The organism is Bacillus sp. K7 (genome assembly GCF_053903245.1).
Window position 1 is genome coordinate 871,888 of record NZ_CP096406.1, and the last position, 11,540, is coordinate 883,427.

The following is an 11,540-nucleotide window of genomic DNA, read 5'->3' on the forward strand; positions in this document are numbered from 1 at the left end:
TGTTATACTGGACAAAAACGGAAAAAGGGTGGATTGCATGTGGAAGGAAAACGTATTTGTCACGCCTCCGTACCATTTTGACCGCGTGCTGGACAGGCTCTCTTTAGATCCTCTCAATGCGGCGGATAAAGAAGCGCGGGAGATCCGCGTGCCGATCAGAAACCAAGCGGGTGACGTCTGCATTGTGAAGGTACAGGCATTAGGCCAAGCGGATGCCCCTGAGTTTCTTGTCAGCGGAGAAACAGACCAGGAAGAGATGATGAAGGAAATCAAGCGGATTTTTCAATGGGAACATGATTTACAGCACGTTCTCGATCATTTTTCGAAAACGAGTTTGTCCGCCATTTTTGAAGAGCATGCGGGTACGCCGCTTATATTGGACTATAGCGTGTACAACTGCATCATGAAATGCATCATCCACCAGCAGCTCAATCTTTCCTTCGCTTATACGTTAACAGAACGGTTTGTCCATGCGTTTGGCGAGCATAAGGACGGCGTGTGGTGCTATCCAAAGCCGGAAACGATAGCGGATCTCGATTATCAGGATCTGCGCGATCTGCAATTCAGCATGAGAAAAGCGGAATACGCCATTGACACGTCAAGGATGATCGCAGAAGGCACACTCGACTTGTCGAAGCTTCCGGACATGACGGATGAAGACATCATGAAGAAATTGGTCAAAATCAGAGGCATCGGCCCATGGACCGTACAAAACGTCCTCATGTTCGGGCTTGGGCGCCCTAATTTGTTCCCGCTAGCCGATATTGGACTCCAAAATGCGATCAAACGCCATTTCCATCTGGACGATAAGCCGGCAAAGGATGTCATGCTGGCGTTGAGCAAGGAGTGGGAGCCTTATTTAAGCTATGCGTCTTTGTATTTGTGGAGGAGTATCGAATGAAAAAAGGCTGCCTTTTCGGCAGCCTCAGCGTGTCGACAAACCCTCGCATTCGTTGTCAGTCCTGCGCGTCGGTGCTCACGAATTCCTACATTCGCTGTGCTCCGATGCTCGTCCTTCCTAGACTTCAAGGGTTTTCAATCACGCTGATAGATGACAAAGACATAAAACAAAAACCGTTTTATGTCTTTGTCAACAATCTGAGGCTGCCTTTTCGGCAGCCTCCTGAGATTAATCAAGCTTCACTGTCATGCTTTGGCCTGAATCGGTATTTTTTCAGGTGAAAACGTTATTTTTGGCTTGAATCATCTGTTTCATTATCGGTATCCAACGGCTGATCGCTTTCCTGAACCAGCTGGTTGTCCAAATCAACAAATCGAATGGTCGGTTCGCTGCTGTCATAATAAGACGAATGCTTATACAATGTGCGAAGAAATTGGTCAAAGACTATGGCCAAGAGACCGTTTTCCATCGATTTTCCGTCTGAGTTGTTAAAGGTGATAACAACCGTATTGTTTTTTATTTCCACTTTTTTAACCACTTTTTCTCCATCGGAATTGGCTTCTGTCATTTTTTCAAATGCACCGTTTAAATCCTTTTTGGAAATATGGATTTTATCCCACTCTTCTTTGGTAATACTGTTAAAGTCTTTTTTTAGCAGATCCAGATTTTTGCTCTCGTCTTCTGCCTTTTTTTCTGTTTTTGCAGAAGTTGCGGTGCTGTCGTTTCCGCATCCTGCTGCGCTGAATAGTAACCCTAATGCGCAGGCAGCGGTTAGAAATTTCTTCATTTTATCCCTCTTTTATGTAATAGTCATAACTTGTATCGGCTGTTCTGCTAAATGATTGAGTAAAAATGGAAATGTTTTTGAAAAATATGAAGGAAACTAGGCAAGCATGTTATACTAGAAAGATGTGAATAAAACATTTCACTTTCTGCTATTTTGCAGAAAGTTCTATATAGAAACGGAGAGAACAATGTGAACCAACAAAAAAAACAGGCGCCCGTCGAACTGAAAGTCGGACAAACCTTTCCCCTGACGATTAAGCGTCTTGGCATTAACGGAGAAGGAGTCGGCTACTTTAAGAAAAAAGTTGTCTTCGTGCCCGGCGCGCTTCCAGGCGAAGAGGTTGTCGTGCAAGCCACAAAGGTTCAGCCGAAGTTTTCGGAGGGCCGCGTGAAGAAGATCCGAAAAGCATCGGAGCACCGCGTGGCACCGCCTTGTCCCGTATATGAACAATGCGGCGGCTGTCAGCTTCAGCACCTTGCATACAGCCAGCAGCTTCGTGAAAAACGTGATATCGTCATTCAGTCTCTGGAACGCCATACGAAGTTTAAAGTAGAAAGCATGGACATCAAAGAAACGATCGGAATGGACAACCCGTGGAATTACCGCAACAAAAGCCAATTCCAGATCGGGCGCTCGCAAAGCGGGAGCATCATCGCCGGCTTATACGGCCTTGATTCTCATGACATCGTGCCGATCAAAGATTGCATCGTTCAGCATCCGGCAACCAACAAAACAACAGGCATCGTCCGCCGGATTTTAGAGGACTTCAATGTGTCTGTTTATAATGAACGGAAACGAAAAGGCGATGTTCGCACCATTGTGACGCGAGTCGGCTTTGAAACAGGCGAGGTGCAGGTCGTGCTTGTGACAGCAAAAGAAACCCTTCCGCACAAGGAAGAAATCGTCAAAGCGATTCAAAAGCGCCTGCCTGAGGTCAAATCCATTATCCAGAATGTAAACGGAGCGAAAACCTCTGTTATTTTCGGTGAGAAAACAAAACCGCTCGCCGGACATACAGTGATCCAAGAGGTGCTCGGCGACGTATCATTTGAACTGAGCGCCCGCGCCTTCTTCCAGCTCAATCCGGAACAAACCGTCAAGCTGTATGACGAAGTGAAAAAAGCGGCGCAGCTGACGGGAAAAGAAAAAGTCGTTGACGCGTATTGCGGCGTCGGCACCATCGGCATGTGGCTGGCGGGCGGAGCGAAGGAAGTCCGTGGCATGGACGTCATCAAGGAATCCATTGACGATGCCAAGAAAAACGCCAAAAAACACGGCATGGCCAATGCCACATACGTAACAGGAACAGCCGAGCACTGGCTCCCGAAATGGACGAAAGAAGGCTTCCGTCCGGACGTTGTCATCGTTGACCCGCCGAGAACAGGCTGTGACAGCACATTCTTGGACACGATCAAAAAAGTCAAACCGAAACGCTTTGTCTACGTTTCCTGCAACCCATCCACGCTTGCGAAAGATTTGCAGGCGCTCTCGAAGGACTATCGCGTGGACTATATTCAGCCTGTGGATATGTTTCCGCAGACGGCGCATGTGGAAGCGGTGGCGAAGCTTGTATTGAAATCGTCTAATGAATAGAAACGAGTTCTAATCAGATCTGGATTTCGGCAGGATGAACATTGCCGATTTCCGGGTCTTTTTCATGCGTCTTTCATGGAAATAGGGTGATAAGCCCTCAGCGATTGATCAGAAACAGCAGAAATCCGGTATTGTGCCTAACCCTGTGATCGGTGTGCTTTATTGCTTTTTATATGTTGTTTGTAAAGATATAATGTTCACAATTTACTATCGTTTGATAAGAAGCGCTTCAGCATGCTATAAGTGTAACAGAACAATTTTGCTTCATTACGTTTGGCCTGGTATCGATAATGAAAGGATTTGAATGTGTGATGATAGATAATTTCTGGCGTGAATTGCCACGACCATTTTTTGTGCTGGCACCAATGGAAGATGTGACGGATGTTGTGTTTCGCCATGTCGTGAGTGAAGCTGGCAGACCCGATGTGTTCTTTACGGAGTTTACAAACTCAGAAAGTTACTGTCACCCAGATGGGAAGGATAGTGTGCGCGGACGTTTGACATTTACAGAAGATGAACAGCCAATGGTAGCCCATATATGGGGAGATAAGCCTGAAAACTTTCGGCAAATGAGTATTGGCATGGCGGAATTAGGGTTTAAGGGTCTAGATATCAACATGGGCTGTCCTGTACCTAATGTGGCAGGGAATGGCAAGGGAAGCGGCCTTATTTGCCGTCCTGACATTGCAGCAGAATTAATACAAGCTGCAAAAGCAGGGGGACTGCCTGTAAGTGTGAAGACAAGGCTTGGTTACACGGATGTGGATGAATGGCGCGACTGGCTGACACACGTACTGAAACAAGACATTGCGAATCTTTCCATCCATCTGCGTACAAGAGCGGAAATGAGCAAAGTAGATGCGCATTGGGAACTCATCCCGGAGATTAAGAAACTTCGTGACGAGGTGGCACCGGATACTCTTCTTACTATCAATGGAGATATTCCTGACCGTGAAACCGGCTTAAAACTTGCTGAACAATACGGTGTTGATGGAATTATGATTGGACGAGGTATTTTTACAAATCCATTCGCCTTTGAAAAGGAGCCGAAAGAGCATAGCAGCAAAGAATTGCTGGATCTCTTAAGGCTGCATCTCGATCTTCATGATCAATATTCAGCATTAGAAGCCCGTCCGTACAAGCCCCTTCCTCGCTTTTTCAAGATTTATCTCCGGGGATTCCGAGGCGCAAGTGAATTAAGAAACCAATGCATGAACACAAAGTCAACAGATGAAGTGCGTGCATTGCTCGATGAATTTGAGGAAAAGTATCTTGACGGAGCGGAGCTAAAGTAAAAAATTGTTCCAATTCAAGGTGAGCGGAGCAGGGATATTAAACGGGTATAAATGCGGTATTTCGCCGGATTATTTCTGCCGGTTGTCATCATTTGAAAAATTGCCGAGAAACTGTTGAAATCTTATAAAAATCAAGATAGCAGGGATCATTGTCCTTGCTATCTTTTTTTATCTAAAAGGATAAGATAAAATACATGGTAATAATAGGGGCTGCAATGAAGGGGGAGTTTGATGAAAGAATTTCCTATAATTGAAACAAAAAGATTGATTTTAAGAGAAGTAAACGTTGAAGATGCCAAAGATATGCTACTCTATCTTTCAGATCAAGATGTTGTGAAGCCGATGGGATTAGAACCCTTTGAAACAACTAGTGATGTTTGTACAGAGATTACATGGTATAAATCGATATATGAAAGAGGTACAGGAATCAGATGGGGCATTACACGTAAAGATTCTGGCATCGTCATAGGAAGTTGTGGATTTCTTAATAGAATCGCAAAACATTATCGAGCTGAGGTTGGGTATGAATTACGCAAAGATTACTGGAGAAAAGGCATCGCCAGTGAAGCATTAGAAGCTGTCGTCAAATATGGATATAACCACTTGCAGCTGGAAAGGATTGAAGCTCTTATTGAACCTTCTAATATCCCATCGATAAAACTCATAGAAAAACAAGGTTTTAGCAGAGAGGGTTTGCTGAGACATTATGAATTTGCTTGTGGTACATTTGAAGATTTATATATGTATTCAATGATCAAAGGAGATTTTACACCTGGAAGGTAAAAATGAATTTGACCTAATGCCTCTTTTTGTGAGGAACTAACTGCAGGATATGGAAAACCATTATATGAAGCAGAAATAGGGGGGAGAGAAAAATGAAACGACTATGCATCATCCCCTGCGGCAAGAAAAAAATATGGGACATCTATCCGGATAACGGTCCAACAAGGGCGAAAGACGCTTATCTCAGCCCGTTCCATCAAGCGTGCGAGCGATATGCGAAAGCATTTTTCGATGAGTGGGTGATTTTGTCGGCGAAGCACGGATTTCTTCGACCAGATGATATCGTATCTGGAAATTACGATGTGACGTTTGGCACCGGTCATCCGGAAATCATGACAACAGGGGAGCTGCGCCGCCAATTTTGCGAAAGGGGATTTTCTGATATCGAAGAGCTCGTCATGCTTGGCGGAAAAAAATATCGAAGCGTCCTAAACACCGTCACCGGCGAGCATCAACGAATCAGCTGGCCGCTGTCATCGTACAAAGGCATTGGCTACATGCTTCAAGCGCTGAATCGGGCTGTTGAAGAAAAACAAGAATTGTAGCACAACATATCAAGAAAAGGGTGTGAATATGAAAAAACTTGTGGTTGGCTTGATTGCCATTGCGGTATTCGGATGCGGCTTATATACCTATCATGTATGGTTCGGTGATCCATTTACGAAAAATGCTGCAGAGCAAGAGCTTATTTCTTATGTGAAGCAGACCTACCCCAATAAAGAAATCAAGATTACAAATGGGATATATAGCGCTAAAACCTCTGAATATGTGTTCCAAGCAAATACCCAATCTCATCGTTATCCAATGTGCACGAAGGGATTTCTCCATCCGAAAGTCACGTGCGATGGAATTGAAGAAGCGTATACCGAATCAGTGGCAAAACATGTAAATGAAGAAGCATCGAAGGAAATCGAAGCAGATCTGAAAAAAAAGATGCCGCAAATCATAAAAACTGACGCTGCTTTGAGCATCGGAAACGGCCAGTTCACATTAGATACAAAATGGAACAAACAGCTGGCTGAAAAAGCGCCGATGAGCATGACGATTCAGTTAGACGCGAGCGGGTTATCAAAAACAGATGCCGCAAAGATGGCGGAAACAGTCAGAAAGACGCTTAATGAAAAGGGATATACATATGCAAACGGCACGGTAGACTGTATGCAGAAGGACGCGGACGGCGGTTTCGGTTATGTCAAATATTCAGTTGATTTTCTTCCGAAAACAGCCATTCAACCAAACGATGCAGAGGAATTGGGCAGTTAAAAGATTTCCAAGGAAATAAATACGTCGATCATTGTCAAAGACCGGGGTGCCCGGTCTTTATTGCATGCCATAAAACGAGACAAATGGATCAGAACGAGACAAAATGAGACACCTGTCTCAAATTGTCTCCAGTGTAAAAATGAAAAGGCTGATTTTACAGGATCTAATGACTGGCACACTTCTTGCATTGATAAATGTGAACCCTAAATAGAAGGAGGCGCACAAAATGGAATTGTTAAAACGAGAAGGCTTGTCATTAACTGAGGAGAAAGCGCTGTGGATGTACCAAAAGATGCTGGAAATCAGGGGCTTTGAAGACAAAGTACATGTGCTGTTCGCACAGGGAGTGCTTCCCGGATTCGTCCATTTGTATGCCGGTGAGGAAGCGGTAGCTGTAGGGGTGTGCGCTCATTTACATGATGGAGACAGCATTACAAGCACGCACAGAGGACACGGCCATTGTATCGCCAAAGGCTGTGATCTGGATGGCATGATGGCGGAAATATTCGGGAAAGCGACCGGCCTGTGTAAAGGAAAGGGCGGTTCTATGCACATTGCCGATCTCAATAAAGGTATGTTAGGGGCAAATGGAATCGTCGGGGGCGGATTTACGCTCGCATGCGGATCAGCGCTCACTGCTAAATATAAACAGACTAAAAATGTAAGCGTTTGCTTTTTTGGAGATGGAGCAAATAACCAAGGCACCTTCCATGAGGGACTGAACTTAGCGGCAGTATGGAACCTTCCTGTGGTATTTGTAGCCGAAAACAACGGCTACGGTGAAGCCACTCCATTTGAGTACGCGTCGGCCTGTGATTCAATCGCCGATCGGGCGGCTGCCTATAATATGCCTGGGGTTACGGTGGACGGAAAAGATATTTTAGCAGTTTACCAGGCAGCCGAGGAAGCGATAGAAAGAGCAAGAAACGGCGGGGGGCCGTCTTTGATCGAATGTATGACCTACAGAAACTACGGCCATTTCGAAGGGGATGCCCAAACGTATAAAACAAAGAATGAAAGAGCTGAGCACCTTGAAGAAAAGGATGCCATCCAAGGTTTTAAAAACTATCTTTTAAAAGAAACAGATGCCAATAAACTGTCAGACATTGAAAAGCGTGTCAATGAATCGATTGAAAAAGCCGTCTCGTTTAGCAAAGACAGCCCATATCCGAAAGAGTCTGAGCTGCTGACAGACGTCTACGTGTCATACGAAAAAGGGGGAATGTGAGATGGCGAGAGTCATAAGCATGTCAGACGCGCTCAATGAAGCGATGAAGCTTGCGATGAGAAAAGACGAAAATGTGCTTTTGATCGGCGAGGATGTCGCCGGGGGAGCGGCGGTCGATCATTTGCAGGATGATGAAGCATGGGGCGGTGTATTAGGGGTCACGAAGGGTCTCGTGCAGGAATTCGGGCGCACAAGAGTGCTGGACACACCGATTTCTGAGGCGGGCTACATGGGTGCGGCTATGGCTGCGGCATCAACCGGGCTGAGACCAATTGCCGAGCTGATGTTTAATGATTTTATCGGCACGTGCTTTGACCAGGTGATCAACCAAGGCGCGAAATTCCGCTATATGTTCGGCGGAAAAGCGCAAGTGCCGATTACCGTCCGCACCACGTACGGAGCGGGGTTCCGGGCCGCTGCCCAGCATTCGCAGGCGCTGTATGGCCTATTCACCAGCATCCCGGGACTGAAGACGGTTGTTCCATCCAATCCGTATGACGCCAAAGGCTTGCTGCTGGCGGCAATCGAAGACAATGATCCGGTGTTCTTTTTTGAAGACAAAACGTCCTACAACATGAAGGGCGAGGTGCCGGAAGATTATTATACAATCCCGATCGGAAAAGCGGACATCAAACGCGAAGGCCATGATATCACCCTGTTTGCGGTCGGCAAGCAGGTGAATACCGCGCTTAGTGCGGCGGCGAAGCTTTCAGAGAAAGGCATCGAAGCCGAGGTGCTTGATCCCCGCAGCCTGTCTCCTCTGGATGAGGAAGCGATTTTCACATCGTTAGAAAAAACAAACCGGCTGATCATTATTGATGAAGCCAATCCGCGTTGCAGCATTGCCACAGATATCGCTGCGATTGTCGCCGACAAGGGCTTTGATTTGCTGGATGCGCCGATTAAGCGGATTACAGCGCCGCATACACCGGTGCCGTTTTCGCCAGTGCTTGAGGATCAATATTTGCCGACACCAGATCAAATTGTCAGCGTCACGCTTGAATTGCTTGGCGAGCCGGCAGTGAATTAAAGGGGGGACACAAATGGCGGTAAAAGTAGTGATGCCAAAATTGGGAATGGCCATGAAACAAGGGGAAGTATCGATATGGAATAAAAAAGTAGGCGACCCGGTTGAAAAGGGAGAAAGCATTGCCAGCATTCAATCGGAGAAAATTGAAATGGATATCGAGGCGCCTGAAAAAGGAACGCTGATCGATATCAAAGTAAAAGAGGGTGAAGAGGTTCCGCCCGGCACAGCGATCTGCTACATTGGGGACGCCAATGAATCGGTGCCGGAAGAGGTTAAAGCACCTGCTGCGGAAGATAGCGAGCCGCTAGCCGTCCAGCCCGAAAAACAAGAAAACAAACCCGCAGCCGCGAAAAAAGAACGAATCAAAATATCTCCAGTCGCCAGAAAAATAGCGGAAAAAGCGGGATTAGACCTGAAACAGCTGAAAGGCACTGGACCAGGCGGGCGAATTGTAAAGGACGATGTGACAAAGGCGCTTGCTGAACAGAAAAATGACCGGGCAGAGCCGGTTTCTGAGCATAAGGCGAAGGAAACGCCGGTGACAGGCATGAGAAAAGTCATCGCGGCCCGAATGCAGGAAAGCCTGGCAAACAGCGCGCAGCTGACGATTACGATGAAAGCTGATATCACCAAGCTGGCAGCCCTTCAAAAACAGCTTTCTCCAACTGCGGAAGAGAGGTATGGCACAAAGCTGACGATGACTCATTTTGTGTCAAAAGCCGCCGTTCTCGCTCTGCAATCTCATCCTGCGCTGAACAGCTTTTATCAAAATGAGCGCATCATCACACATCCTCATGTGCACCTCGGAATGGCTGTGGCGGTGGAAAATGGATTAGTTGTGCCTGTGATTCGCCATGCTGAAAAGCAGTCGTTGATTCAACTGGCCCAATCCATCTCAGAACAAGCCAAAAAAGCACGTGAGGGACGGGCGGAAAGCCGAGAACTGCAAGGCTCAACCTTCTCCATTACAAACCTTGGCGCTTTTGGAGTGGAGCATTTCACACCGATATTAAATCCGCCAGAAACAGGCATTCTCGGCATCGGAGCAAGCTATGACACGCCGGTATATCAAGGCGAGGACATCGTCCGAAGCACGATTCTTCCGCTCAGTCTGACATTTGATCACAGAGCCTGTGACGGTGCTCCTGCCGCTGCCTTTCTGAAGGCGATTAAAACATATTTGGAAGACCCGGCAGCATTAATTTTATAGGAAAAGTAGGTGAAAAAGACATGACACTAGCCATTATCGGCGGCGGACCTGCAGGTTATGCCGCCGCAGTCTCCGCGGCTCAGCAGGGCAGAAACGTGCTGCTGATTGACAGAGGACCGCTTGGGGGAACCTGCCTGAATGAAGGCTGCATCCCGACGAAGTCTTTGTTAGAAAGCGCAAACGTTCTTGATAAGATCAAGCATGCCGACCGCTTTGGAGTCAAACTTCCACCCGGTGCGATCTTGGTTGATTGGAGCAAAATGCTGAACCGAAAACAACAGGTTGTCAGACAGCTTGTCCAAGGTGTTCAATATTTAATGAAGAAAAATCAAATAAAGGTTGTAAAGGGGACGGCCTCCTTCCTTTCTGACAGAAAGCTCTTAATCGAAGGAGAGAACGGAAAAGAAATCAGAGAGGCGAACCACATCTTGATTGCATCTGGATCAGAGCCGATCGAGCTGCCATTCGCCCCGTATGACGGCGAATGGATTATCGACAGCAAGGATGCGCTTTCCCTTTCTGACATTCCGTCTTCACTTGTCATTATTGGCGGCGGTGTCATCGGCTGTGAGTATGCCGGGCTGTTTGCCAGACTGGGATCGAAGGTGACCATCATTGAAACAGCCGGCCAGCTGATTCCGGCTGAAGATGAAGATATTGCCCGGCTCTTTCAGGAGAAGCTTGAGGAAGACGGTGTTGAAGTGCATACTTCATCCAGGTTAGAGCGGGTGGATCAAACGGCCAAAACGGCAATATGGAAAAGCGGACAGAGGGAGTTTAAAACGAAGGCTGATTATGTGCTGGTGGCGATTGGCAGAAAACCCCGTCTTGACGGATTGCAGCTGGAGCAGGCCAGTGTTGATTTTTCTCCAAAAGGCATTCCGGTGAACGGGCACATGCAGACGAACGTGCCTCATATTTATGCGTGCGGAGATGCAATCGGAGGCATTCAGCTGGCGCACGCGGCTTTCCACGAGGGCATTATCGCCGCTTCCCATGCTTCCGGAAGAGATGTCAAAATCAATGAGAAGCATGTGCCCCGCTGTATCTACACATCACCGGAAATCGCGTGCATCGGAATGACGGAACAACAGGCAAGATGCGTATACGGGGATGTGAAGATTGGAGAATTTCCTTTTTCAGCAAACGGCAAAGCGCTCATTAAACAGCAAGCGGAAGGAAAAGTCAAAATCATGGCAGAACCCGAATTCGGGGAAATCGTCGGTGTCTCGATGATTGGCCCTGATGTGACCGAGCTCATCGGGCAGGCGGCTGCGATCATGAATGGTGAGATGACCGCTGATATGGCTGAGCATTTCATTGCCGCCCATCCAACACTATCGGAAACATTGCACGAGGCGCTGTTAAGCACAATCGGTCTTGCGGTGCATGCATAGAACGGGAAGAAGCAGACGCATGGAATACAGAGCGTCTGCTTTTTTATTATTGA

The 11,540-nt window shown here is 47.0% G+C and carries 11 protein-coding genes; 10 read left to right on the forward strand and 1 reads right to left on the reverse strand.

Annotated features, from left to right (window positions below; all coding sequences use genetic code 11):
- Window positions 1–37 precede the first annotated feature (37 nt).
- The gene (locus tag M1D98_RS04285) at window positions 38–901 is read left to right on the forward strand and encodes a DNA-3-methyladenine glycosylase family protein (RefSeq protein WP_456280037.1); all 864 of its coding nucleotides are present in this window, start codon (window positions 38–40) and stop codon (window positions 899–901) included.
- 286 nt (window positions 902–1,187) lie between these two features.
- On the opposite strand, the gene M1D98_RS04290 is transcribed toward M1D98_RS04285, so the two are convergent.
- Window positions 1,188–1,688, reverse strand: a complete 501-nt coding sequence (locus tag M1D98_RS04290; RefSeq protein ID WP_456280038.1) for a hypothetical protein — start codon at window positions 1,686–1,688, stop codon at window positions 1,188–1,190.
- Between the two features lie 189 nt (window positions 1,689–1,877).
- Between M1D98_RS04290 and rlmD the strand changes: the two genes are divergently transcribed.
- The 9 genes from rlmD (at window position 1,878) to lpdA (ending at window position 11,487) form a co-directional block, all read left to right on the forward strand.
- Window positions 1,878–3,281, forward strand: a complete 1,404-nt coding sequence (gene rlmD, locus M1D98_RS04295; RefSeq protein WP_326194979.1) for a 23S rRNA (uracil(1939)-C(5))-methyltransferase RlmD — start codon at window positions 1,878–1,880, stop codon at window positions 3,279–3,281.
- A gap of 311 nt (window positions 3,282–3,592) precedes the next feature.
- A complete protein-coding gene (locus tag M1D98_RS04300; protein ID WP_268529430.1) occupies window positions 3,593–4,576 on the forward strand; it encodes a tRNA dihydrouridine synthase in 984 nt (327 codons plus the stop codon).
- A gap of 231 nt (window positions 4,577–4,807) precedes the next feature.
- On the forward strand, window positions 4,808–5,359 hold the full coding sequence (locus M1D98_RS04305; RefSeq protein ID WP_121642153.1) for a GNAT family N-acetyltransferase: 552 nt from the start codon (window positions 4,808–4,810) through the stop codon (window positions 5,357–5,359).
- Window positions 5,360–5,451: 92 nt separating this feature from the next.
- Window positions 5,452–5,904 (forward strand): DUF6884 domain-containing protein, encoded by a 453-nt coding sequence (locus tag M1D98_RS04310; protein ID WP_121642154.1) that lies wholly within the window; start codon window positions 5,452–5,454, stop codon window positions 5,902–5,904.
- A gap of 28 nt (window positions 5,905–5,932) precedes the next feature.
- Window positions 5,933–6,622 carry a YfjL-like protein gene (locus M1D98_RS04315; protein ID WP_121642155.1) on the forward strand — a complete coding sequence of 230 codons (690 nt, stop codon included), beginning with the start codon at window positions 5,933–5,935 and terminating at the stop codon, window positions 6,620–6,622.
- Window positions 6,623–6,848: 226 nt separating this feature from the next.
- Window positions 6,849–7,850, forward strand: coding sequence for an acetoin:2,6-dichlorophenolindophenol oxidoreductase subunit alpha (acoA, locus tag M1D98_RS04320; protein ID WP_010330906.1), 1,002 nt, complete (start codon window positions 6,849–6,851; stop codon window positions 7,848–7,850).
- A gap of 1 nt (window position 7,851) precedes the next feature.
- Entirely contained in the window at window positions 7,852–8,880 is a 1,029-nt protein-coding gene (gene acoB, locus M1D98_RS04325) for an acetoin:2,6-dichlorophenolindophenol oxidoreductase subunit beta (RefSeq protein WP_121642156.1), read from the forward strand.
- A 13-nt stretch (window positions 8,881–8,893) separates the two neighbouring features.
- A complete protein-coding gene (locus tag M1D98_RS04330; protein ID WP_121642157.1) occupies window positions 8,894–10,090 on the forward strand; it encodes a dihydrolipoamide acetyltransferase family protein in 1,197 nt (398 codons plus the stop codon).
- 20 nt (window positions 10,091–10,110) lie between these two features.
- Window positions 10,111–11,487: a dihydrolipoyl dehydrogenase gene (lpdA, locus tag M1D98_RS04335; protein ID WP_121642158.1), complete on the forward strand. Its 1,377-nt coding sequence runs from the start codon at window positions 10,111–10,113 to the stop codon at window positions 11,485–11,487.
- Window positions 11,488–11,540: the final 53 nt, after the last annotated feature.

Bases quoted from the DNA above. Each gene is read 5' to 3' on its own strand.
- M1D98_RS04285 (WP_456280037.1), top strand. From the start codon at position 38: ATGTGGAAGGAAAACGTATTTGTCACGCCTCCGTACCATTTTGACCGC.
- M1D98_RS04290 (WP_456280038.1), bottom strand. From the start codon at position 1,688: ATGAAGAAATTTCTAACCGCTGCCTGCGCATTAGGGTTACTATTCAGC.
- M1D98_RS04300 (WP_268529430.1), top strand. From the start codon at position 3,593: ATGATAGATAATTTCTGGCGTGAATTGCCACGACCATTTTTTGTGCTG.
- M1D98_RS04305 (WP_121642153.1), top strand. From the start codon at position 4,808: ATGAAAGAATTTCCTATAATTGAAACAAAAAGATTGATTTTAAGAGAA.
- M1D98_RS04310 (WP_121642154.1), top strand. From the start codon at position 5,452: ATGAAACGACTATGCATCATCCCCTGCGGCAAGAAAAAAATATGGGAC.
- M1D98_RS04315 (WP_121642155.1), top strand. From the start codon at position 5,933: ATGAAAAAACTTGTGGTTGGCTTGATTGCCATTGCGGTATTCGGATGC.
- acoA (WP_010330906.1), top strand. From the start codon at position 6,849: ATGGAATTGTTAAAACGAGAAGGCTTGTCATTAACTGAGGAGAAAGCG.
- acoB (WP_121642156.1), top strand. From the start codon at position 7,852: ATGGCGAGAGTCATAAGCATGTCAGACGCGCTCAATGAAGCGATGAAG.
- M1D98_RS04330 (WP_121642157.1), top strand. From the start codon at position 8,894: ATGGCGGTAAAAGTAGTGATGCCAAAATTGGGAATGGCCATGAAACAA.
- lpdA (WP_121642158.1), top strand. From the start codon at position 10,111: ATGACACTAGCCATTATCGGCGGCGGACCTGCAGGTTATGCCGCCGCA.